This window comes from Sphingobium bisphenolivorans, from assembly GCF_000412635.1.
Lineage (GTDB): Bacteria > Pseudomonadota > Alphaproteobacteria > Sphingomonadales > Sphingomonadaceae > Sphingobium > Sphingobium bisphenolivorans.
In genome coordinates this window covers 1-22,351 of record NZ_ASTG01000003.1, presented here as the reverse complement: position 1 = coordinate 22,351, position 22,351 = coordinate 1, and the positions used below count along the sequence as shown (strand labels likewise).

Sequence of the window (22,351 nt, the reverse complement as noted above, 5' to 3'; positions counted from 1 at the left end):
CCGCTTGCTGGACGCCGCCTACAATGCGCCGTTCAGGCAAGTCGTTCCAGCGGCGTTTCATCCTTGCCGCCATACAAACACTCGGTCATGAAATTCGACATTCCATCAGCCGATGTCCCGCTCCCACAGGAAGACGGAAATCAAACCGCGGGTGTGCCTTGAGCCAGTTCGAAGGCGATCGTTCGCCGGGCCTTGTCCGCCTCCATCAACCGGACGGAGATTGAGTCTCCGGGCAGCAGGCCTTTTGTGGCCAAGCGTGCCACGACAGGTTGATGGCATAGCTGGACCTTCGCGCCACGCTCGTCGACGTCCGTAATCACCGCGTCAAAAGCCTCCCCTTCGTGCCCACTCAGGAGGATCGTCTCGGCCAGGTCAACGACGGCGCGGTCGATCTTGCTGGCCGACATGTCGGCGCGCGCCATCACTTGGGGCAGCTTTTCAAATGCTTCCTCTACCACGGCCGGAACCGGCCGCGCATTGCATATGGCCAGGACCGCCCGCAACACATAGCGGTCCGCCAGGCGGCGGAGCGGCGCTGTCGCGTGCGCATAGGTGGCCGCCATTGCCGCATGCCACGGCGTCACGCCGCTGCGGTAAGGCGCGTAAGAAGCACCCGACCCTGCACGCCGGATCGCCATCATCAGCGATACCTCCCCCGGATTGCCCGGTTTCAGGCTTTGCTCAAGCTCCTTGAGCGGCACATTTTCCGGCCAAGGGACGCCCAAGGCGCGAGCCGTCAGGCGCAGGCGTTCGACGGCCTCGGAATCAGGCTCGGCCATAACGCGAAAAATGCCAGTGTGATGGGCTTGCAAGGCATTGGCGACAGCCAGATTGGCTGCCAGCGACAGGCTGGCATTATCCGCCTCCGACTCCAAACGAGGCCGATACGCCAGCATGAACCCGCCATGCGGGGAGTGGATAACCTCCTGCTCGGGCGGGTCGACGCGGGCCGCCCCGCGCAAAGCCTCGGCAGCCTGTAGGCGGCGGGCGAACTCGCCAAACTCCTGCGGCAGATCAGCTGCCTTCACGCTGTCATAGGCGAGTTTGGCCCGAGATCGTACGACAGCGCGTTCCGCTCCATCGAGGCGGGCGTTGCCGTCCGTCCCGACGCGGACGGACAGGACGATCGCCGGCCGAGGTCCATCGGGAAGCAGACTTGCCGCCCGTTCGCTGAGGATGGGCGGATAGAGACTGGCCTTCTGGTCGGGAAGATAGAGCGTCTCCCCCCGCCGCCACGCCTCTATGTCGATAGGACTCCCGTCGTCGACGAACCAGCTCACATCCGCAATCGCATAGTGGAGCAGCAGATCATTTCCGCTGGATTCGATCCAGAATGCCTGATCCAGATCGGTGGACGACGCCGGATCGAGCGTGACAAAGGGAAGTTGCGTTCGATCAACATGTTCGGTCGGCGCGCGCCGCGCAGCCTCCCCTGCGGCCTCCAACACTGCGGCAGGAAAGACTGAGGGTATCTGAAATTCAGATCGGATGGCGGCCAGGCCATCGCCCAGTGCGTTGCCGAGGTCGACAATGGTTTTCATCAACTTCCCTTAGAACAGCCGCGAAGATGCTTGTCCATATCGGTTCCGCGGGGCAGGCGGCACGCTGCTGGCGGCTGTCGGCGCCAAGCCGTCGGCGACGGCAGGGTAGCGCCCTCATACCGTTCAGCGGCCTGCCTCATCGCAGCTGTTGCTGTCATAGCGACGGTGGTTTCTCCAACTGTGCAGATTCAACCAGCGCTAAACGGGGACGAAACGTAACTCTTTGAAAATCATCATCTTACTAAAATGGCACAGCATTTGCGACAGATTCCCCGTTCGATCCGCGCACCGCGGACGTGTTTTTTGGAATTGGGGGAACCTCCTTGTCCAAACCTGTTCATTCGTCCCAAGCCCGCCGCTTATTTGGCGCCAGCGCCTTTGCCTTGCTGACATCGGGACAGATACCCACCGCTCTCGCCGGCGAAGCCCCTGTCCACCGCCCTGATCGCCGATCGCGTTGCCGTGCTCGGCGAAGGCCGGATCGTGGCGCAGGGGACGCCTGAGCATCTGGCGAAGAACAGCGCATCCTATCGCGCTCTGATGGGGCTGTAGTTCATGAATGCGTTCCGCGGCGACAGCGCCCTTTCCGACATCGAACTCGAAGAGAAATTTTCGAAGAGGTCCCTCAACCAAGGCATCACTTCCCGCCTTCTGCCGCTGATAGCGCCGGTATGGCAGCCGATCGCGGCGGTGATCGGGATAGAACTGGTGCAGGTGCTCGCCATCTTCACGCGGCCGCTGCTGTTAGGGCTGGTCATCGATCGGGGGCTGCGACAGGCGGCGATCGACGCGCGCCTCATCCTCTGGGCTTGCGTTGGTCTCGCAGCGACGTGGGGCTTGCGCTTTGTGCTCGGCGGCCTCTCGCAATATTGCGCGGGCACCGCGGCCATCCGGTTCTCAACGACCTGCGCACCCGCGTCTTCGCCCATGTCCAGCGCCTTGGCGTCGGCTATTTCGACCGCACCAAGGCAGGCCGCATCATCGCTCGCGCTGATCGCGATGTCGACACGCTGGAGCCGCTGCTGATCCAGGCCCCCCCGAATTTCTCTCGGCCGTGCTGCGCCTTTGCCTTTCCGGCCTCCTTCTATGGCTGATCGCGCCAGCGCTTCTGGCGGGGCTCGCCGCGGTGGTGCCGGTGCTGATCCTCGCCACGGTCCTGTTCAAGCGCGTAGCCCAGCGCAGTTGGGCGAAGGTTGCGGAAAATCGCAGCCGCTTCACCGCCCATCTGGTCGAAACAGTAGCGGCCGTCCGCCTGATCAAGCAATCCGGGCGCGATCGGGAAAATCTGGCCAAATATCAGCGGCTGCTTGAGGACTTCAATTCATCGCTGATCTTCGGGTCTGTACGGTCTGGCTGGTTTGCCCCCTTTGCCGGCCTGCTGACGACCGCCGGTCTGGCGATGACGCTCATCGTCGGCGGGCGCGGACTGGCTTTGGGGACCCTGACGCTGGGCGAGCTGACGCAAAGCCTGTTCTACGTCTTCCTGTTCCTCGCCCCGTTACAGGAATTCAGCGACCTGTTCGAGCGGTTTGCCAACGGAACGGCCTGCGCTCAGCGCATCTTCCTGCTACTGGATACCGAACCGGAAATTACCGACGGTCCCGCCGCCCTGGCCCCGCCCGCCGTCCAGGGGCATATCGAGTTTCGGGACGTAGGCTTTGGCTATCATCCCGGCCGACCCGTCATCCGCGACCTCAATCTGACGATCGAGCCGGGCGAGTTGCTCGCGATCGTGGGACCCACGGGGCATGGCAAGAGTGCGCTCGTGCAGTTGCTCACCCGCTTCTATGATGTCGATGCGGGCGCGGTCCTTCTGGACGGTCATGATATCAGCAGCTTCGCAGAAAGGAGCCTGCGCAGCCACATAGGGGCGGTGTTGCAGGACAATGTGCTGTTCAGCGGCACGGTACTGGACAATCTGCGGCTCGCCAAGCCGGATGCGGCCGACGAAGATCTGATCGCGGCATCAAAGCGTATCGGCGCGCATGACGTGCTCAACGCCTTGCCGCATAGCTATGCGACGCAGGTGGGGCCGCTCGGCAGCCAGTTGAGCCAAGGGCAGCGGCAGCTTGTGTGCCTGGTACGCGCCTATCTGGCCGATCCATCCGTACTGGTCCTGGACGAGGCGACGTCGGCGATCGATGTGAGTACCGAGCGCAGGATCCAGCAGGCCCTTCGCGTGCTATGCGAAGGGCGAACAGCCTTGGTCATCGCGCATCGACTGGAAACAATCCGGTCGGCGCACAGGATAGCGGTTATCGAAAATGGACAGGTGATCGAGACGGGGTCGCATGCCGCACTCATTGCCAAGGGCGGCCATTACGCGGCGCTGCATGACAGTTATGAAAAGGCGGCGAGCACGGCGTGGCCGAAGCTGTCGCCGCTGATTTCGGCGACTGGGTCATAGGCTCGCACGGCGAAGATCAGACGAGCTTCGGCCGCTGTATCGATCGCTTCAAAAAGCGTGATGGCAGGTGACCCATCGCCCGTCGCGTGTGCGTGAAGGCGGCGTTGCCTGAGCTGGCGGCATCCATGTCCGGGTCCACGCGCCCGACCTGCGGCCCGACAGGCGCGCGCCTGCTCACCGGCGGGCTGATGAAGTCTGGACGCGGCCGCAAAGCCGGGCTTATGCGGAGGCAGCGGAATGATCGCGCATATTTCCGATGACCGTTGCAACGGCTGCAACAGTTGCGCCACAGGCCCGCCTATTTGATCATCTCATAAGGCGGCGACCGATGCGCGTTGGTCGGAGTTCGACCACGGCTTTACCGTTCAGCATCTTCATTTGCGAGAACGACCATGTCACGGCAACGCCATATCAAGCTCGGCTTCTGCTCCGCACCGAAGCGCCGACAATATTGGAAGCCGTCAGCCGCTTCAAAAGCAAGGTCGTAGGCTGATCAACCTTCTCCAGAAAACGCGAAACGCAAATCTTTATGAAAATCTCGCCGATCCTAGTGCCGCTGCTCACCGGTTGCGCCCTTGGCTGGACCTTCCCCGCCGCAGCGGCGGAGCCGGGAGAGCAGGTGAACAAGGCGCCTTCCGTTCAGGATTGGGCAGCGCTTGCCAACCTTCCCGACCTCTCGGGTGTCTGGTCGCCCGGCCCGCTCGACCGCTTTCCACCCGGCAGCAAGACGGCGCCGCCCTGGAAGCCAGAGCAGGCGGCGCAGATCGCCGCACTGCAAAAGCAGGAAGACGACGGCAATCCGCACAATATCTACGTGAACTGCCTGCCAGAAGGCTTGCCGAGCTCGGTGACCCAGACGCTCAATTCCGTGGAGTTTCTGGTAACGCCGGGGCGGGTCACGGTGCTCGGCGAATTTGACGGCAACCGTCTGCGGCGCATCTGGACCGACGGGCGGCAGCACCCCGCCGATCCCGACCCGACCTTCAGCGGTCATTCGATCGGTAGATGGGAAAAAGGCGTGTTAATCGTGGATACAGTCGGCTTCCTGCCGCAGGTGTTCATCCCGATGGGACAGGGCGTGGGCCTGCCCAACAATGGCGATATGCGTGTCGAGGAACGGATCTATCTGACCGGGCCGGACAGGCTGCAGGTCGATCTGATCGTGCACGCGCCCCGGGTGCTGACGGGTCCGTGGCACGCAAGCCGTACCTTCACCCGCCATCGGGAACAGAAATTTGATCTGGTGGAATCCTCCTGTCGGCAGGGGGATTATCTCGATGATGTGGACGTGAAAGGCAATGCGGTCTTCACGGCCATCCCCAAGGATGCTGGCGGCGCGCCCGTGCCGCCGGACCAGGCGCAAGCGCCAAACCCCTAACCTTACCGGAACAGGACTCCATGCTCGGTCTATCTTCCCGCCTCATCGCTTCGACCCTGTTGCTGGCCATCCCTGCCCTGCCGCTGTCCGCCCATCACAGTTTCGCGATGTTCGATCCAGCGAAACCCATGTCGTTCGAAGCCACGGTGAAGACGCTGCAGTGGACGGCACCGCACGCGATATTGTGGGTTCAGGCCGCGCAGGTGGGCAAATATGCGCCTGGCCTGTGGTCGTTGGAACTGCCGACCAGCCCCGGCAATCTTAGCAAGATGGGATGGTCCCGCGCGTCGCTGAAAGCGGGGGACAAGGTCATCGTGGACATCAACCCGATCCGCGACGGCCGACGCGCGGGTCAATTCAAGAAGGTGACGATCGTCGCCACAGGCAAGACATTGACCGTCGGCGCCATCCCGGGCGCGCAGCCGCCGAAATGAGGGGCATCACGCGCAGTCTGCCCTTTGCCCTGACGCTGCTGCTTGCGGCGCCCGCCATGGCCCAGCCGGTCGCGTATCCGATCGATCCAGCTCCGACCGCTGCAGACTGACAGGCGATTGCCGCCCTGCCCGACTGGAGCGGAAGCTGGTCGCCCGATCGTGGATCAGAATGCGCAGATCGCCGGCAATCCGGTGCCATCGAAACCTGCCATCCAACAGCAGGTCGATCATTGGACGGCGGAGGAAAAGGCCTGCAGCCCCAAGGGGCTGCTGATCGACTGCCAGCGTCACGGCACACCCACCTTCATCCTGATCACGCATAATGCGCTGGAGATGCTGTTCACGCCCGGGCGCGGTACCATTCTCGACGAGTCGGACGGCAACCGCTTGCGGCGCATCTGGACCGAAGGCCGGCCGATGCCCGAAGATCCCGACCCCAGCTTTCACGGCTACTCGATCGACCTTTGGGAGGGCCAGACGATCGGCATAAAGAAGGCGCCCTGACCAGCCCTCCGCAATCCTCCCCATTGCAACATGGGGAGGACACCAGGACCATCGCTACAGCGTGAAGCCGATCCAACGGCCGAAGGTCACGATCGTCAGCCACAGGGTGAGCGAAGCTGCGCCCGACAGCTTGGGCGCCAACGCGCCCGGTGTCGCAAGGTGGCGATGGCTGAACAGGTGGAAGGCCAGCATGTTCACGCCCGCCAGTACCAGCAGGCTGAGCTTGGCAAGAAAGTAGAAGTTCGCGCTGTAGCTGATCGGATTGGCGGCGAACAGCAACAGCCCCGTCAGAAGCGCAAAGGCGAAGGCGAGCCAGGTGATCGGCAGGATCGACCGCATCAGATCGCTCGCATCGCGCCGACGCCACGCAAGGCCGAGCAGATGCAAATCCACCAGCGCGATCGATCCCACAACCAGCGTCAATGCGATGACATGCAGGGACTCGATCGCGGGAAAGGCGATCTCGAAGTCGGTCAGCGCGATGGACAGCGGGCTTTCCGACAGCCAGATCGCAAAATTCTCAAGGCTCATGGGGGCATTCCATCGCTAGGAGGGGTTCAGGCCGGCGCGCCCGGCCAGGCATCGACATAGGCAATCCAGCGCCCGGCGACGACCACGGCCAGCCACAGCAGCAGCGCCAGCACCGCAATGCCCTTGCGCAGGGACGAGATTGCCGCACCGTCCACGCAGCCCACCGTCAGCGACTGGCGATGCGACCAGGTCAGCAGGCCGGCGACAACGATCAGGGATAGCTTGATCCAGAAGATCGTACGAAAAATGGCGCGCGAGGGTTCTCCCGCGATCAGCAGCAATCCGCTGATCGCCAGGACCAGAATGGCGATTCCAACCGGGCGCAGAAAACGGTCGAGCACCGCTTCGACCCCCTGCCCGCGTTCGACCAGCCCGACGACGCGCAGGTTGATGAGCAAAACGCCCAGCAGCACCACGGCGACGCTCAGAATATGGATCGTCTGGAGCGCCGGCACGACCCAGAAATGCTCCGCCACGGCGGAAGACAGCCGGCTGGCGCCCAGCCATTGGGAAAAGTGAAGAAGCGCGGTCGTAATCATTCCATTGCCCCATCTCGGCTGCTTCAAAGAGGGAAATACGCCGATCATCTACCGGCACCACTTGATTGCAGATTGATCAATATTGATCGCAGTCCATTGCCGTAAATCATCGGTTTCTATTTACATATTGTATGATGTCCGGGTTGAAGGAACCGTCGTGCCACCATCGGCATCGGGTATCGCAGGGATAATGCCCGCTAGATGATAGCGCTCGAAAATCTTGGTCTGCTCGCGCACGAGTTGGGCGTCGATCGGAACGGCGCTTCCCAGGTAGGACGCTACGGTGAAACGCGCCACGTCGAACGGGATGCCGGTTTCCTTCGCCAGCACCCGCGCATAATCATCGGGATGGCGCTGCGACCAGACGCGCGCGCGGGCGAGACGGGCGACACTAATCGGCGAGCAGCGGGCGCTTGGAGGCGATCGCCTCGTCGTTGGCGCATAAAGCCGACGTCGCCCGCCTTGATCGCTGCGGCGCGGCGCTTTTCAACGCTGGCATTGTCGCCCGCGGCGATGTTGTAGATCGGCGTGACCTTCGGATCATGAGTGGCGCTGGGATAGGTATAGAGGAGGCCAAATTCGCGCGCGAAGGCGGCGTGGCTCTCACTGTCGAGTTGCTGGTCGCCAAAGAACACGACCTTATATTTCAGCTTTGCGGCGCGGATCGCGTTGCGCTGCGTCGAAGTGAGCGGTTTGCCGATATCGACGCCATGGATCTCCGCGCCGATGGTGGGTTGCAACGGACGCCGATCGATTGCGCTCAAATCGGCATGCTGGATGGCGGTTGCGGTGGACATGTTGATACTCCTGATATGCCGGACTCTCAACAGAGCCATGGACCATGGATTAGGACGTCCCTGTCGCCAAATCTCATGAGTATTTCTTGAGTCCTTATCAGTCCTTGCTTCCCGCGTGCACGAGTCATGAAATGCGATTTAAAACTGCGGCCGACTGGCGACCACCGGACATTTTGCTAACCGGCGCTGAAGATATGCGTCACACTTTTCAATCTAGGACGCAAATTCGATTACCCGACCGATCGAACCTCCTGCTAGATGCAGGACCGCTGGAACGTACAAACTGCCGTTCCGGCGGACCAGATCATCGCCTAACCGGGCGGCGTCGATGTCACCGTGCTGGAGGCGCACAGCCGCACCGGCAGGCGGGTGTGGCTCCTGTGCGGCGGCAACTTCAGCCAGGGGTTGTATCTCAACGCCGGCGCAGCCCGGGTGCCAAGTCAACATGACGGCATCCTGCGCCTGCACCGGGCGATCGATCAGTTCCCGTCGCTGAAGGTGTAGGAACAGATTTTGTTACCCGCCGGATCGCGCAGATAGGCGGCATAGGCGCCGGGCAGATGGCTGCGGGCGCCAGCGGCACCCTCATCCGAGCCGCCATTGGCGAGGCCCGCCGCGTGGAAGGCATCCACTTCTGCCGTCGTCGCGGCGGCAAAGCCGATGGTCACGCCATTGCTGCTCGGCGCCTCGCCATTGCCGGGTCTGGCGATGATGAAGGCGGGCTTATCCTTGCCATAGAGGATCCAGCCATTGCCGAACGGCCCCAGATTCTTGACGCCGAGGGCGCCGAGAACCGCGTCATAGAAGGTCGCCGATATCTCGACATCCGCGGCGCCGATGAAGACGTGCGAAAACACTCCGTCGCCGGAAATCACTGCCATTGCCTTTCTCCTGCTGTGTTAGACCGTTTTAGAAAACCACCACGGAACGGATGTTTGTCCCCGCATACATGAGGTCGAAGCCCTTGTTGATCTCCTCCAGGGTGAGGACATGCGTGATCATCGGGTCGATCTCGATCTTGCCGTTCATGTACCAATCGACGATCTTGGGCACGAACGTATAGTCGGGGCCGCCATCGGTCAGCGCGACCAGATCGGCGACGATTTCCGCCGTGTTCTTGCTATTGGGTTGTCGAAATGGGTCACGCCGAAGCGTGTGCCCCATTCCGCCTTGCCCTCGTTGGTGGCGTCAACATCTGCTGACCGACTTCAACGAAGGCCTGATCATCTCGAACGAGTACATGTCCTGTCCTCACCAATTCTCACAAGATGTCGGCTAAACTGAAAGCCTTGAGCATCTGCATGGCGTTACCCCTTGCAACACCGCCCCCGAATAGCCAGTTAGTGCGATGCGCGTGGCGCGGTCAGTCACCCAAGGGCAACCAAACGAGAGCTTGAAATTCAAACGACTTCATCACTATGTCTAAGCTGCGATCTCCGACTAGACAGTTCAGCCGTCTAAACCCACGGCAACATCCGCGACAGGTACATCTTTCGCTTTGCATTCCGCCCTGATCTGGCTTTCAAGCCTATGTCTGACCTTCAGCGCTCCGGTATCGACCCGCGCGGAGACTTCGCGAATGGGCCCGGTCGCCGATTGCAAAACTTCTTCCACTGCCGCCATAGCCTCCTCGTCCTGCGGCTGAATTCTGCTGCCCATATCGACATTTACCTGGCTGAGCACATCATTGTCGTGCCCGAAATTTCGTGTCGTGATAACAAAATAATGAGTGCTGGTTGGCGTCTCGGGCGTGATGCAGTGAATGAAATTTTGGGTGCCGAGTGGCTCGGTCAGCCCTGAGCGAAAAGTCGTCCCGCCCGTACGAATGATGCTGGGCGCGTAATATTCCGCATCAAAATGTTGATCGACTGGCCCATCATTATCAGGAAATTGAAGTTTGATGAATGGATTAATGGGCAGATTGCGACCGATCCGCTCTACATTGAGACTTTCCTCATTTTCGATCACGGTGACCGGAATCATCGCGACCGCTTCGCCCCCAGGAATGGTATCAGCATGGATGAAGCTTGCATGGCCCAGATCGAGAAGATTATCGATGAGCAACGTATAGCGGCCGACCGTCGTTATGGGCGGTGAGTAATCAGACTTCCAATCCGGGCTGAGACCCAAGCGCTCAACCGGCGGCACAAGGTCGGGGGCCGCATTGCCGACCTCCCCGGTCCAAATCCACAGCAGACCGCCGCGTTCCACGACAGGATATTGCCGCAGACTGGAATTGGATGGCACGCCTGTTTGGTTGGGAACAAAAACACAGTTGCCCCCGCTGTCGAAGGTGAACCCGTGATACCCACACTGGACGGCGTCGCCAACCAGCTTGCCTTTGGCGAGCGGATAGGAGCGATGGGGGCAGATACCTGACAATGCGACAGCTTCGCCGGCTTCCGTACGGTAGAGGATGACACGGTCGCCAAGGATCGTGCGGCCGAGCAGCTCTCGCCCCACTTCGCTCGAATAGGCAGCCACCCACCATTGCTCATACGGATAGGGTTGATCCACCTTCAACGGATGCATTTGCTCTCTCCTTTGCACGCCTGGCACGACGCATCTTCACTGCCAATATCCTTCCATGCCATAACCTCTTTGTCAATCGACAAACAAACTTGCTTTCAGTTCTCAGTTGGTCAATTTGCGGCCATGGCAAGAAGACGACCAGAACCAGGCGGAAGCCTTGGCGGAAGTGAAGCGCCCCAGCGCGTCGTGCGCCCTCGGCGATATGACGGTGACGACAACCGGCGGGCTATCCTGGACGCGGCGATTGAGATCTTCGGCCTTTACGGCTATGAAGGGGCCAGCACTCGCAAGATTGCCGCTGCAGCCGGAATCGAACAAGGCCACCTCATCTATTACTACAAGACTAAAGAATTGTTGTGGCGCGATGTCGTGATCACCTTTGCTTCCGGGACCGAGGCCAGGCTTGCTGAGGCGCTTGAGCGGAGCAACGGTCTTAGCGCCGCCGACACGGCTTGGGCTGTACTGCCCGAGTTTCTCGAGTTCTGCGCCGACAATCCCCATCTGGTCCGCCTGATGCTTCAGGAGTTCTCGATCAATTCACCGCGCCACGATTGGCTTGTGGATACATTCGGCAAACCAATATGGCTGCTCCTCAAGCCGGTTTTCGACCGCCTGCACGTTGAAGGCCTATTGTTCGGTGCAGCGCCGGAGGTTGCCTACTTCACTTTCGTGGGAGCCGCTCTGGTAACCTTCGGCAATTTGGGCGTGACCCGTCGCATCGCAGGTATTGAAATGACCAATCATCCCGCGCGCGATCAGCATATCAACTACATCATGAAACCGATCGTCCACCGCGTAGAACGTGAGACTGGCCGATCCTCCAAATAGATGATCCATGAAGTCCCTCATTTCCCGCAAACGTCAGTTACAAAGGCTATAATTTCGTCCTGCAGCCGGGTGTCTGACGTTCCCAAGTGGTAAGGAAGGGAATAATGATTGTGGCCCGAAGCAATGTAGCTTCGCGGCAATATCCCGTGCCGGTCTAACCGATGGTGCAGTAAGCTCGCGAATTCAGCCTGAAATCGGGGCGGATCGAACTCCGCGGCGGCCAGAAACAGCGGGAGATCGGTCGATAGCACGGCTTCGGCCGGAATGCGTGCCGGATGAAGGCTTGCATCCTCGCCATAATAGCTCTGGTCACGAACGTCCGAGAGAGGCGTGAAACCATACAGCCCGGACAGCATGATCGCGGCGCGTACCTCATCAGCATGATGAGGACGCAGCTTCAGATATCCCGCTACGTGGACCGCTCCTGCGGAAGTCCCGGCCACGACGATCCGCTTCGGATCTCCTCCCCAGGTCGAGGCATGCTTCCTCACCCAATCGACAACCGCGGCCACATCTTCAGCTCCTGCCGGCCATCCAAAGTCCGGCGCCAAGCGGTATGTGATTACGACGCCGAGGAAACCGGCCGCGGCAGCCATGCGTCCGGCATTGGCGTCGGTCCAGCGCCCGTTGCCGCCTTTGTCACCTCGCATGAAGCCACCTCCATGAACCCAGATCAACACGGGAACGGCCGCATCGCGCGTTGCAGGAGCGTAGATATCCAGGCGATGCCGCTCATGAGGCCCATAGGCCAGGTCAGCCGCAGTGACCGGCACCGCCTCCGCCAGCTCATGCTGTTCCTGGTCGAACAGCGACAGGACGGCTTCGATCGCTGACGGCCCGATCTCCCGTCCGATGCCCACGATCGTTTGGCGTACGGAGCTGGACTGCATGGCTTCGATATCTCCCTGCTCAGCGCTCGTCGACGACCGGGTTGAAGAGGGTACCGATGGCACCGACCGATACCTCCACGACATCTCCCGACTTCATGTATAGCGGTGGGGTCCGCTTGTCGCCTACGCCGCCCGGCGTTCCGGTCGCGATAACGTCTCCCGGACGCAGTTCGGTGAACGTCGAACAATATTCGACGATGATGGCTATGTTCCAGATCATGTCCGAAACTGGCTGATCCTGAACCAGCTCACCATTCAATCGTGTTTGCACCCGCTGACTTCCAATGTCCGCGATTTCACCAGCGGGAATAAGTGAGGGACCGAGCGATCCGGTGCCTGGAAAGTTCTTGCCAGGAGTGAACTGGATGTTGTGCCGCTGCCAATCCCGCGCCGAGGCGTCATTGAAAATGGAATAGCCCGCAATATGGTCGAAGGCCTGTTCGCGCGAGATGCGCCGCCCACCCTTGCGGATGATCACCGCAAGTTCGCCTTCATAATCGAAGCGAACGCTTTCCCGCGGCCTGACCAGCGGGTCGCCTGCCGCGATCAGCGTGTCGGCCCAGCGGGTAAAGATCGCCGGATGCTCTTTTTGCTCCCGCCCTGTCTCTTTGACGTGCGTGGCGTAGTTGAGCCCGACGCACAATATCTTGCCGGGATTGGGGATCACTGGCAACAGGACAATGTTAGATCGAGGGAAGACAGCGGTTTGCGATAGCCCGCCCAATCCCTGCTCGAGAGCATCCCTCATATAGGCCGCAGCACCTTGGCCGCCAAGATCATGGACGGTATCACCCTCGATGCGCCCAAAGCTGGGGGTGCCGTCAGGACGGCGGAAGCTGATATATTCCTTCACTCGAAACACTCCACGATAAGGTTTTTCGCCCGCAAGCGCTCGGCCCCGCACAAGCAATCGGCCGAACATGAACGCTCCAAATGTTCGTCGGTCAATTATCAATCGGTTGGACATCCCACGTACGGACAAAACGGAAGCGCTCCTCCGCAGCGCGTAGCCCGACCAAATCCTTGTCTGACATCCCCCACTGGTCGATCCGGTTTTCAGGCCAGGTCCAGTCCTCCGGCGTTCCCACCTTATAATTTTCGCTAACCTTTTCCACGGCTGTGGAAAATTCAAACACCGGTCCGAAAGGCGCGATGAAATAGGCGAAGACGTTTGCGCCCGGCCCGTGCCGCCCTGGCCCCCAGGACGGCGCCAGACCATGGTCCCGCAGCCGGCCGATCCCCCGCATAACGGAATCAATGCAGCTCATCTCGAATGCGATGTGGTTGAGCGATGCGATGCCAGCGCGAGCGAAGGCGATGCTGTGATGTGAGTCGTTGCAACGCACGAACACCATTCCCTTGGTGCGGTCGGACACATGAAAGCCCAGCACCTGTTCGACCGCCAGTCCCGTGGCCTCTGCATCGACTGAATTGAAAACGACATGGGTCAGCCTGACTGGAAGATCATCACCCTCGATTGTCCTCACTTCGCCAGAGCCAACCAGAAAACGGAGCAATTCGCCCTCTGGCAGTTCGACCAAAATTCCCTCACCGCCGCCTATGTCGTCCGACACCTCCGGCCGTGCAGGCCATCCGGCCGCAGAAACCCTCCGCTTGACCTCCGCGAGCTCCGCTTCCTCGCAGACGAAGGTCGTGCTGCGGACGAATTCATGATCCGATTTGTCAAACGCGATCAGATAAGGATAGCTGCCCGATCCGCGCAGGTAGAATGTTCCACCCCGTTCCTCCGCAAGCGCCATGCCCCAGATCTCGACCATGAATGCCGCCGCTGCAGAAGGATCGGACAGCGCCAGTTCGATGCTGCGGAGTTTCACCGGCCCTCTCCTTGCAACCCTTCGCGCGTCAGCCCCGCCAGCGCGCACTCCTCGTCCACATCGCCGGTATCGCCGCTGATGCCGACAGCCCCCAGCAAGGAGCCTCCTGCGTCGCGTACCGCAACTCCACCCGGAGAAAAGGCAATGTTCCCATCCACCGCCCCGGACAGGCTTTGAAAGAACAGGGGGTTGCTTTTGGCGCGATCCGCCAGAACGCGCGTGTCATCGCCCATGCCTACAACGCCTCTCGCTTTCGCCAGAGCGATATGGTGACGAAAAATGGTGGCGCCGTCCTCGCGGGCAAATGCGATGAGATGCCCGCCCGCATCGACCACGGCGACCGCCAGCGGCTTTGCCTGTTTCGTCCGGGCAGCCTCCAGCGCACCGGCGACGATGCTCTGAGCGGTAGAGAGAGAAAGCGTCATATAGTCTCCATTGCGATGGCGATCATACTCAAAGCAACAGACCGCCATCAGAAATTCCTATTCAGGCGTCTGCATGATCAGCCATCAGCTTGTGGGTGGCGCCGCCCTTCATGATCATGCGAAAACGGTTGGCATCCTGAAGAATGGCGACATCCCGCGTCGGGTCCCCATCGACGATCAGCAGGTCGGCAATATAACCTTGCTTTACCAGACCCAGTTCGTCGCCCCTGCCCATTAGCTGCCCGCCGAACATGGTGGCTCCCTGTAGGGCCTCCGATGGGGTGAAGCCGTAATGATCCACAAAATGCTGCAGATCGCGTGCGTTCGTTCCGTTAGGGTTGAACGGAAAACCGTAATCGCCGCCTATCAAAATCCGCATGCCGCGCTGCTTCAGCTTCGGCACGATCTCTGCCTCGTGCCGCAGACGGTTGCCGGCTGAGTCCTTCGCGGCGCTCAGATCGACGTGAGGAGGGGGATTGGCTTCGAGCGCGGCCACGCACACCCCCGGTCCCGGTGCGTAGAAGAGTTCATCTTTCTTCGCGATCATCATGTCCAGCGCGGCGTCATCTGCATAAGAACAGTGATAAAGAATACGGACCCCTGCTTCGATGGCGAGTGCGATAGCGCGCGGACTGTAAGCGTGGGCAGCGATCCACAAGCCGGCCTCCTTGGCCGCTTCGCCCGCGGCCGTCATCTCCTCATCGGTGTAGAGAATGTCCTTGGAGGATCCAGGCTTAAGCGCGTCTTCACCGGAAATGACGAGTTTCAGCGACTTCACGCCCTCATCCTGGCAGTGGGCAACGAATCTCCGAATCGCTTCGGAACCGCGGCCGTTGAAGATATCGCCGGTTTCCACACCTGCTTCGCCCTGGGGACTGCGCTCGATGGTGGAAGGAATGAAACGCGGGCCTGGCGTCTCACCCGCCTCGATGGCACGTGCCAGTTCGGGTTCGATGCCAGGAGCCAGTGCACCGGCGGAATAGGCACTGGTGAAGCCCTGATCGAGCAAGATGCGCGCGTTCCGCCATGCCGCCTCTTTAAGTTCTTCCTGCGGCAGAACAAATTGATGATAGATTTTTTCAATGGAGGAGGCCCATGTGAGGTGCGCATGAGCCTCGACCATGCCCGGCATCAACGTGCCGCCATGGCCGTCAATCCTTTCATCGACTTCGTCGCCTTCCAAGTCGCTTACTGAGGGCACGACGCGCGCGATCCGTTCCCCATCAATGAGGACGGCACCCTCGAACCGAGCAGATCCCGACCCATCGAAGATCGAAACGTTATGAATTAGTCTTCGCATGGTCATGTCCTCATGAAGTACAATGGCATTTCATATCGCCTAACGCCTTGAAAGCGCTACGCCATCCGCTTAAAACCGGATGCCAGCGCGGATACCGTAAGTCCGCGGTGGACGGAGCTGTCCAACCGTGAAGAAGGAAAAGGTGGTAGGAAACGTCGAACTGACCACCGCTTCATCGAATATGTTATTGATGAAGCCAGCGACGAAGAAGCGATCGCCTGACGCAGCGAAGGTTAGAGATGCGTCGGTAAGCCAATAAGCATCCTGATATTCAATTGAAGTGAACTCCAGACCTGTCAGCGTCTCGGACTGATAATGTCCGCGAACATTCGCGACTATCTTGTTGTCGCCAGGCAGCGGGATGATCTGCTGCAAACCAAGGTTGAGCGTCCACTTGGGGGCATTTGGCGGCCTGCGGCCAGAGCAGTCCACGGTGTAAACGGTGGCAGAGACTGCGAGGCTGGGGCACCCGGTGCCATTGTCAAACCCGCCATTGCTGTTCGGCGTGTTATAGACGAAGTTATCATACTTCGCATCCAGATACTGTGCGTCCGCCGTAAACAGCGTATTGGGGGTCAGAAGGAACTGAAGCTCAGCTTCCATCCCCTTGAATGTCGCGCGGCCCACATTCTCGGTAGGGAAAATGATGGTGCCCTGCGAGTCCAGCCCGAGATGGCTGATCTGTTGGTCCTTGTAACGCCAGTAGAAGGCTTCAAGGTTCAACTGCACGCGATTGTCGAGGAAGCGGTTTTTGCTGCCGATCGTCCAGGCCTCAATCGTTTCGGGTCGGAATGTGCCCGTGTCACCCGAGAAAAAATTTCCTCCCGACTTAAATCCGGTTTCGTAGCTCGCATATAGCAAGTTTCGGCTGGTGATATCCCAGTCCGCGCCCAGTCTGTAGGTGAACTTGTTGAAACGGTTACGCTTTGCATTGACACCGGTATTGTCGATTAAGCTGGGAATTGCGATTGTGCCGTCCGCACCCGGAAAGAAATTTGGCGGAGGTAATTCGATGGTTTCATAAGGAATTGGTTGCGCTGTGGGGCAGCCAGCAACGTAAGTGGGGAAAAATTGCGTCGGTATAACGCAAATTCGATTCACGCTCGCGTTTACACCGTCGAAAGTCTTCTTTTCCGATGTATAGCGCCCACCGACCGTCAGCCGCACTTCGTGTATGGGCGCATAGGTCAAGCGGCCAAAGGCAGCGAGGCTATTGGTGTCCTGACGAAACCTCTGGTTCGATATTTGCGCCTGCGAATTGTACTGGGCAAAGGGAACGTCGTTGGTCTCATCATAATAGTAGCCGCCGATGAGGGCGCGGATCGGACGCGTATCATCCGTCGCAAAGCGTGCTTCGACGCTTCCCTGACGGTCCTTCTCTCTCTGGGTAATAGCGAAGCCTGGCACGAAGGAGACGTAGTTGAGACTATTTTCCCTGTATGCAGGGACCACCGTCAACGTGCCGATATCGGTTTGCCATTCGACCGTGGAACTAAGGCCCCAGCTATTGTTGCGCATAAATGGGGCAAGGTTGGGGGCGGCGAATGGGCGGCCCAAGAGAATGTTGGGCTGCCCTGCAAAGAATGCCTGCCCTTGTGGAGACAGAAGGCCGATCCGATCATCGGGATCTAAGGCCAAGGGCGTTGATCCCGCACCGATACCGCGCTGGCGGAAAATATCGGCAACGATGGAAACCTTGAAGTTGTCAGTGGGTTCAGCAAGGAACGAGAGGCGGCCGCCTAAATCCTTCTGGTCGTCTGTTCCATCGTTCATATAACCGTCATGTCGGACATAGGTCGCAGCTGCTCGAAGAGCGGCCTGATCACCAAGCGGAATATTGATCGAGCCGTCTAGACGCAGCGCATCATAATTGCCGTATTCAGCCGCCGCCTCTCCGCCCATGTCTCCTAGCTTTGGGGCGGCTGGAATGACGTTAATGGCGCCTCCGGTAGCATTTCGCCCATAGAGGGTCCCCTGCGGGCCTTTCAGCACCTCAATGCGATCGACATCGTAGAAGAAGCCAGTCGTGCCTGATGGACGGCCAATGTAAACGCCAGCGAAATTGAATGCTACCGCCGGATCGGAGAGTGCATTGGAACTGAAATTCCCAACGCCTCGCAGGTAAAATAAGCTGTATGGGCCGGCTGAAGCGCCCACCTGCAGTGCCGGTACGACAGTGGTAAGCTCGGTTGGCTTAGTAACACCCGCGTTCCGCAGCGCGTCGCCCGAAACAGCAGAAACCGCAATAGCTGCACGCTGGAGATTTTCGCTTCGCCGTTGCGCCGTCACGATGATGTCGCTCAGTCCCGGTGCTTCGCTTGCTGCCGTCGCAGTGCCAGACTGCGTTTCCCCTGCCAGTGGGGCTGACGGTGTCTCCTGAGCAGATACAGTCCCCCCTAAGCTCAGCGCCACTATCCCTACGGACGATGTCAGTGCCAGTTTCACCATCTCACCCTCTCCCCTTTCGTTTGTCTTTTTATTTTAGTTGGCTGCCTGCAGGACTGATCCAGCCCCTCAAACTTCGTCCGCAATAAGCTTTGCAAGCGTGCGGCGAGCAAGCACAGCGGCCTTGTCCGTCGGCAAAAGGGCGGGTTTCAGCGACATTATGTCGTGGTTTCCCACCATCTGCGCCTGTGCATCGATCATCGGTTTGTCTTCGGTGACGAAAGCGTTGCTGAGCGCCGCGAGGAAGCGGTCGGCCGTTTCTTCGTCTGCGGTCGCCCGCGGCAGGCTGCCCACATAGAAATAGTGGGTGCTCCCTTCAGCCTCGGGCGTAAAAAGATGCAGGGTTTGCGTGCTTGTCCGCCATGACGTCGACGTATCAACAGGCTCTACCTGAACCTGAAGCACCATGTTTGAAGCGGGATACCAGTCGACTGACATCGTGCGGTTCACCCGCTGATCGCCCGACTTATATACGTAAGCCAGGCCCGGCGGGAGCACCTCGTCCTTCATCGCGCGGCTGGTCCTGACAATTGTGCCATCCTGCGTCGTATCGACCCGCGCCCTGCCGACGGCGTCCGTTCCCAATCCGGGATGAAGAAACTCGATGTGGGACAGGTCAAGAATATTGTCCGTCATCAATTCATAATGGGCGCGTCCATGCAGATACCCGCGCCTGACGTGGTGATGCCCTTCGTCGAGGTTAGCAAACTCTGGAATGAGAGCCGGATCGGCAAGCGCTGCATCGCCCATCCAAACCCACAGCAAGTTTAGCTTCTCCTGCACCGGGTACGCCGCAACCGACAGTGCGCCCGTAGGACCGTGGGGATTGTGGACACATTTGCCGGTCCGATCAAAGCCGAGCCCATGATAGCCGCAGCGGACCTGCCCATCCACGATCTTTCCCTTGCTCAGCGGTACAAATCGATGAGGACACCGATCGGCAATGCCCGCAACATTGCCTCCGGCATCGCGATAAAAAACGACCGGCCTGGAAAGGATCGTGCGAGCGAGGAGAGGCTGCATATCCAACTCCTGCGAGTAGCCAGCCACATACCAGCTGTTACGCAGAAATGGGCCAACACCTGATGCTGCGCTTTCTATCTTGCTGTGGGCTTCGACCGACAAATGCATCCCTTCCATGACTACGCATTGCTGCCTCGGCTCACGCGAAACAGAGTGGAGCCAAGCTCTGGCTAAGTTTAGCCAGCTGAGGTGCATGGCCGAGGATGCTCCTGACAGTTATGCCAAGGCATTCTGCCGACCTATGCTCTACCTCGACACCGAACCTCCAGTGAAGCGCCTTGGCACGATCTGCCAGGTTAGTTCTTTCATGCCCCCGCTGCTCAGGCCAAATTGGCTTAGACGGTCATCGCCGTCTAGTTCTAAGATTGTTGCAGTGTATAGCTGATGGTTATAGCTGTTTTCAATGAGCCGTCCCAGCTTCGCAGGTGCAGACAGATATGAAAGTTGATCCCCGACATCTCACACTCGTTCTCGCGATCGTGCAGGAGGGATCATTTAATCGTGCAGCGGAAGCAATGGGCATGTCTCAGCCAGCACTGTCGAAAAGCATTGCCCTGCTGGAACGGAGCATCGGCGCCAAAATATTCGATCGTGCCGCCAGAGGGTCTACCCTAACCCCTGTCGGCCAAGTGGTGGCGCGCTGGGCCACAAACATGGAACAGTCTCTCTCTCGGATGAAGGAGGAAATAAAGGAGACGAGCGAACATCGAGAAGGCCCGCTGGTGATTGGTGCGACGCCAAGTTTGATGCTGGGGTTGGTGCCCGAGGCACTAGCCCGGCTCTTCGAAGCCCATCCAAACATCAGCGCCCGCATTGTAGAGGGGCTAGACGACGAACTGACGTCAGCCCTTGGGCACGGCAAGATCGATTTGCTCGTCGGACCAGTGAATGGGCTTCATCCTGTCGATCCCGAGTTCATCGAGATAGAGGTGGCACTGGATCCTTACTACGCTACGCTGGCGCCCGATCACCCGCTTGCCACTTCTCCCTCGCTTCGCCTCCTCGATCTAGTGGATGAAACCTGGCTGCTGCCGAGTCCGGGCAGCACCTTTTTCAGGGCGGTAGAGGCAATGTTCCTCGTGGCCGGTCTCCCTTGGCCCCGCAACCCGCTGGTCACCGACTCTCTGCAGATGCACGACCGCCTGATAGCCCGTACCGGCTATGTCGGTATCGCCACCAAGGCGCAGTTGCTCACTAAAGAGAGGTCGATCGTTGCCGTACCGCTGGCGGACGTGCCGCCTCGCTCGATTGGCGTGAAAAGGCGCATGCGGAGCGTTGAATCGTCCCTGACTGAGGAATTTTTGATGCATTTGCGTCAAGCGGCTCTGGACCTCTCCCTCCATCGATCTGCCTAGGATTAAGCCATCAGAGGCGAGTGCTTACGTAGTAGGCGCGCTGCATCGGCAAGGCACTCGAGAAAGTCGGACGCCATCGGTGATAGGACCAGATTGCGGCGGTACCGGGCGCCGATTGCTCGTGGTGGCGCGCCATCAAGTCTTGCGAGATGAAAAGCGGGATTGCGGCCGAGTAACTGTGTTGCCGTCACGATGCAGGTTCGCCCTGTTTGCTCCACAAACCGTTCTTGCAAGTTCACGGAGTTGGTTGCGATAAAATTTCGCGGCCAGGGCGTCCCGCTGGCACTGAACAAGGATTGGAGGCGATCGAAGAAACTGCTGCCGACGGTCGGTAGAACCCAGGCATCCTCCGCGATTTCTTGGAGGCAGACTTTTTCCTGTCCATAGAGGGCGTGGCCATGTGGCAGCGCAACCAGGAAGTCATCGAGCAAAAGCCGCCGTTCAACGAAGTCGCGGCTGATCGGCACGAGCGACTCTACCTGCCCCACCAGCATTTCAATTTCCCCGCTGTGGAGCGCAGATTGCAACGACGCATCATACCCCTCGATAAGGGATATCCGGACAGATGCGTGTTTGGCTGACAGGCTAGCGATGGCTTGAGGTAGCAGTCCAAGAAGAAGGCTGGGCGTGGCGCCAATCCGCAGCGGTCCAGTTAATCCATCCGCCATCCCAGAGATTTCATCACAAGCTTGCCTCAAGATCTCGTCGCTATTCTGCGCACACCGCGCGATGATGCGCCCGGCATCGGTCAAGCGAGCGCCTCGTCTGTCTCGATCGAACAGCCTTACGCCGAGCGCATGTTCCAGCAGGACTACGCTTTTCGACAAGGCGGGCTGGGAAAGGCCTAGCGCGCTGGCTGCGCGGTTGAAGCTGCCATGTTCAACAATCGCGTGCACAGCGCGCAGGTGTCGAGGATCGATCCTTTGCGTGGAATGTGTCTTGATGGTCATTCTCCTTATCTATCCCCCTCACCCATGTGACCACGGCCGCATCGTTGCTGATAATCTATGGGAATAACGTTAGAAAGACTTAGAACTAGACTTAGTCAGCCGCTCTCGGCGAATATCGCATCAGATTTTGATCCGGCGGCACAGAACCGCGATCGGAAGCCAGGGAGGAGATCATGTATCCGCTGTTTCGAGAGCGCGAGTACCCCCGCAATCAGTGGTACATAGCTGCTTGGAGCACGGAGGTTACCGACAATATTCTTGCACGCACGCTGCTCGACACGCCACTCGTTCTGTTCCGCGACTCGAATGGCGATGTCGCGACGCTTGATGACCGCTGCCCACATCGCCGCTTCCCGCTATCAAAGGGATGGATTGAAAACGGGAACATCGTCTGTGGATATCACGGCTTCACCTTCGATGCCTCGGGCCGCTGCGTTCATGTGCCGTCGCAACAACGCGTCCTGGATGCGCAGAAGACGATCGCCTATCCGACTCATGAATATTGGAACTGGATTTGGGTATGGCTCGGCGATCCGGCACTCGCCGACGAGGCACTGCTGCCTTCAGGCGAGCTTGTCCATGCGTCCGATCCGGACTGGCAGTTCACAGTCGGCTGCGCGGCGACTGACAGGATGCG

At 59.5% G+C, this 22,351-nt stretch carries 21 protein-coding genes and 2 pseudogenes; 8 read left to right on the top strand and 15 right to left on the bottom strand.

What is annotated here, in order from left to right:
* Nucleotides 1-140 precede the first annotated feature (140 nt).
* Complete coding sequence (locus L858_RS0102405) at nt 141-1,541, bottom strand: RNB domain-containing ribonuclease (RefSeq protein ID WP_022681552.1); 1,401 nt, start codon at nt 1,539-1,541, stop codon at nt 141-143.
* Between the two features lie 671 nt (nt 1,542-2,212).
* Between L858_RS0102405 and L858_RS22520 the strand changes: the two are divergent.
* The 5 genes and pseudogenes from L858_RS22520 to L858_RS0102370 all read left to right on the top strand — a co-directional run.
* Nucleotides 2,213-2,979: pseudogene (locus tag L858_RS22520) on the top strand (ABC transporter transmembrane domain-containing protein); the annotation flags it as partial.
* Between the two features lie 294 nt (nt 2,980-3,273).
* A complete protein-coding gene (locus L858_RS22515; RefSeq protein WP_420801822.1) occupies nt 3,274-3,948 on the top strand; it encodes an ABC transporter ATP-binding protein in 675 nt (224 codons plus the stop codon).
* Nucleotides 3,949-4,477: 529 nt separating this feature from the next.
* Complete coding sequence (locus L858_RS0102385) at nt 4,478-5,326, top strand: hypothetical protein (protein WP_022681549.1); 849 nt, start codon at nt 4,478-4,480, stop codon at nt 5,324-5,326.
* A gap of 20 nt (nt 5,327-5,346) precedes the next feature.
* The gene (locus tag L858_RS0102380) at nt 5,347-5,760 is read left to right on the top strand and encodes a DUF6152 family protein (protein ID WP_028055711.1); all 414 of its coding nucleotides are present in this window, start codon (nt 5,347-5,349) and stop codon (nt 5,758-5,760) included.
* Between the two features lie 159 nt (nt 5,761-5,919).
* On the top strand, nt 5,920-6,264 hold the full coding sequence (locus L858_RS0102370) for a hypothetical protein (RefSeq protein ID WP_022681548.1): 345 nt from the start codon (nt 5,920-5,922) through the stop codon (nt 6,262-6,264).
* A 54-nt stretch (nt 6,265-6,318) separates the two neighbouring features.
* Here the strand turns inward: L858_RS0102370 and L858_RS0102365 are convergent, their stop codons facing one another.
* The 6 genes and pseudogenes from L858_RS0102365 to L858_RS20890 form a co-directional block, all read right to left on the bottom strand.
* Nucleotides 6,319-6,795, bottom strand: a complete 477-nt coding sequence (locus L858_RS0102365) for a DUF6644 family protein (protein WP_022681547.1) — start codon at nt 6,793-6,795, stop codon at nt 6,319-6,321.
* Nucleotides 6,796-6,821: 26 nt separating this feature from the next.
* Entirely contained in the window at nt 6,822-7,334 is a 513-nt protein-coding gene (locus L858_RS0102360) for a DUF6644 family protein (protein ID WP_022681546.1), read from the bottom strand.
* Between the two features lie 278 nt (nt 7,335-7,612).
* A complete protein-coding gene (locus tag L858_RS19385) occupies nt 7,613-8,131 on the bottom strand; it encodes a TauD/TfdA dioxygenase family protein (RefSeq protein ID WP_022681544.1) in 519 nt (172 codons plus the stop codon).
* A gap of 479 nt (nt 8,132-8,610) precedes the next feature.
* Nucleotides 8,611-9,012 carry a VOC family protein gene (locus L858_RS0102345; RefSeq protein WP_022681543.1) on the bottom strand — a complete coding sequence of 134 codons (402 nt, stop codon included), beginning with the start codon at nt 9,010-9,012 and terminating at the stop codon, nt 8,611-8,613.
* Nucleotides 9,013-9,040: 28 nt separating this feature from the next.
* Nucleotides 9,041-9,312 (bottom strand): annotated as a pseudogene (locus tag L858_RS22130) (zinc-binding dehydrogenase); the annotation flags it as partial.
* A 268-nt stretch (nt 9,313-9,580) separates the two neighbouring features.
* Nucleotides 9,581-10,663 carry an aromatic ring-hydroxylating oxygenase subunit alpha gene (locus tag L858_RS20890; RefSeq protein ID WP_022681541.1) on the bottom strand — a complete coding sequence of 361 codons (1,083 nt, stop codon included), beginning with the start codon at nt 10,661-10,663 and terminating at the stop codon, nt 9,581-9,583.
* Nucleotides 10,664-10,732: 69 nt separating this feature from the next.
* On the opposite strand from L858_RS20890, the gene L858_RS0102330 reads away from it, so the two are divergent.
* The gene (locus tag L858_RS0102330; protein ID WP_193742834.1) at nt 10,733-11,491 is read left to right on the top strand and encodes a TetR/AcrR family transcriptional regulator; all 759 of its coding nucleotides are present in this window, start codon (nt 10,733-10,735) and stop codon (nt 11,489-11,491) included.
* 17 nt (nt 11,492-11,508) lie between these two features.
* Here the strand turns inward: L858_RS0102330 and L858_RS0102325 are convergent, their stop codons facing one another.
* The 7 genes from L858_RS0102325 to L858_RS0102295 form a co-directional block, all read right to left on the bottom strand.
* Nucleotides 11,509-12,444 (bottom strand): alpha/beta hydrolase, encoded by a 936-nt coding sequence (locus tag L858_RS0102325; RefSeq protein ID WP_238564901.1) that lies wholly within the window; start codon nt 12,442-12,444, stop codon nt 11,509-11,511.
* Nucleotides 12,401-13,234 (bottom strand): fumarylacetoacetate hydrolase family protein, encoded by an 834-nt coding sequence (locus L858_RS0102320; RefSeq protein WP_037504260.1) that lies wholly within the window; start codon nt 13,232-13,234, stop codon nt 12,401-12,403. The genes L858_RS0102325 and L858_RS0102320 overlap by 44 nt, the downstream gene beginning before the upstream one ends.
* Before the next feature lie 91 nt (nt 13,235-13,325).
* Nucleotides 13,326-14,216: a VOC family protein gene (locus L858_RS0102315; protein ID WP_022681537.1), complete on the bottom strand. Its 891-nt coding sequence runs from the start codon at nt 14,214-14,216 to the stop codon at nt 13,326-13,328.
* Nucleotides 14,213-14,641, bottom strand: coding sequence for a GlcG/HbpS family heme-binding protein (locus tag L858_RS0102310; RefSeq protein ID WP_028055708.1), 429 nt, complete (start codon nt 14,639-14,641; stop codon nt 14,213-14,215). Before L858_RS0102310 ends, L858_RS0102315 begins: the two co-directional genes overlap by 4 nt.
* A gap of 61 nt (nt 14,642-14,702) precedes the next feature.
* On the bottom strand, nt 14,703-15,941 hold the full coding sequence (locus L858_RS0102305) for an amidohydrolase family protein (protein ID WP_028055707.1): 1,239 nt from the start codon (nt 15,939-15,941) through the stop codon (nt 14,703-14,705).
* 69 nt (nt 15,942-16,010) lie between these two features.
* The gene (locus L858_RS0102300) at nt 16,011-18,389 is read right to left on the bottom strand and encodes a TonB-dependent receptor (RefSeq protein WP_022681534.1); all 2,379 of its coding nucleotides are present in this window, start codon (nt 18,387-18,389) and stop codon (nt 16,011-16,013) included.
* 66 nt (nt 18,390-18,455) lie between these two features.
* Entirely contained in the window at nt 18,456-19,526 is a 1,071-nt protein-coding gene (locus tag L858_RS0102295; protein ID WP_022681533.1) for an aromatic ring-hydroxylating oxygenase subunit alpha, read from the bottom strand.
* Nucleotides 19,527-19,846: 320 nt separating this feature from the next.
* Here L858_RS0102295 and L858_RS0102290 point away from each other — a divergent pair, with 320 nt between their 5' ends.
* The gene (locus L858_RS0102290; RefSeq protein ID WP_081643270.1) at nt 19,847-20,764 is read left to right on the top strand and encodes a LysR family transcriptional regulator; all 918 of its coding nucleotides are present in this window, start codon (nt 19,847-19,849) and stop codon (nt 20,762-20,764) included.
* A gap of 2 nt (nt 20,765-20,766) precedes the next feature.
* Here the strand turns inward: L858_RS0102290 and L858_RS0102285 are convergent, their stop codons facing one another.
* Nucleotides 20,767-21,714, bottom strand: coding sequence for a LysR family transcriptional regulator (locus L858_RS0102285; protein ID WP_022681531.1), 948 nt, complete (start codon nt 21,712-21,714; stop codon nt 20,767-20,769).
* A 173-nt stretch (nt 21,715-21,887) separates the two neighbouring features.
* On the opposite strand from L858_RS0102285, the gene L858_RS21555 reads away from it, so the two are divergent.
* Nucleotides 21,888-22,351, top strand: a 464-nt coding sequence (locus L858_RS21555; RefSeq protein ID WP_022681530.1) for a Rieske 2Fe-2S domain-containing protein, incomplete at its 3' end; no start/stop codon positions are given.

What these genes read in the sequence shown, in the direction of transcription:
- L858_RS0102305 (WP_028055707.1), bottom strand. Translation starts at nt 15,941, where the DNA reads ATGCGAAGACTAATTCATAACGTTTCGATCTTCGATGGGTCGGGATCT.
- L858_RS0102300 (WP_022681534.1), bottom strand. Translation starts at nt 18,389, where the DNA reads ATGGTGAAACTGGCACTGACATCGTCCGTAGGGATAGTGGCGCTGAGC.
- L858_RS0102285 (WP_022681531.1), bottom strand. Translation starts at nt 21,714, where the DNA reads ATGACCATCAAGACACATTCCACGCAAAGGATCGATCCTCGACACCTG.
- L858_RS0102405 (WP_022681552.1), bottom strand. Translation starts at nt 1,541, where the DNA reads ATGAAAACCATTGTCGACCTCGGCAACGCACTGGGCGATGGCCTGGCC.
- L858_RS0102385 (WP_022681549.1), top strand. Translation starts at nt 4,478, where the DNA reads ATGAAAATCTCGCCGATCCTAGTGCCGCTGCTCACCGGTTGCGCCCTT.
- L858_RS20890 (WP_022681541.1), bottom strand. Translation starts at nt 10,663, where the DNA reads ATGCATCCGTTGAAGGTGGATCAACCCTATCCGTATGAGCAATGGTGG.
- L858_RS0102365 (WP_022681547.1), bottom strand. Translation starts at nt 6,795, where the DNA reads ATGAGCCTTGAGAATTTTGCGATCTGGCTGTCGGAAAGCCCGCTGTCC.
- L858_RS19385 (WP_022681544.1), bottom strand. Translation starts at nt 8,131, where the DNA reads ATGTCCACCGCAACCGCCATCCAGCATGCCGATTTGAGCGCAATCGAT.
- L858_RS0102345 (WP_022681543.1), bottom strand. Translation starts at nt 9,012, where the DNA reads ATGGCAGTGATTTCCGGCGACGGAGTGTTTTCGCACGTCTTCATCGGC.
- L858_RS0102310 (WP_028055708.1), bottom strand. Translation starts at nt 14,641, where the DNA reads ATGACGCTTTCTCTCTCTACCGCTCAGAGCATCGTCGCCGGTGCGCTG.
- L858_RS0102290 (WP_081643270.1), top strand. Translation starts at nt 19,847, where the DNA reads ATGAAAGTTGATCCCCGACATCTCACACTCGTTCTCGCGATCGTGCAG.
- L858_RS0102380 (WP_028055711.1), top strand. Translation starts at nt 5,347, where the DNA reads ATGCTCGGTCTATCTTCCCGCCTCATCGCTTCGACCCTGTTGCTGGCC.
- L858_RS0102360 (WP_022681546.1), bottom strand. Translation starts at nt 7,334, where the DNA reads ATGATTACGACCGCGCTTCTTCACTTTTCCCAATGGCTGGGCGCCAGC.
- L858_RS0102295 (WP_022681533.1), bottom strand. Translation starts at nt 19,526, where the DNA reads ATGGAAGGGATGCATTTGTCGGTCGAAGCCCACAGCAAGATAGAAAGC.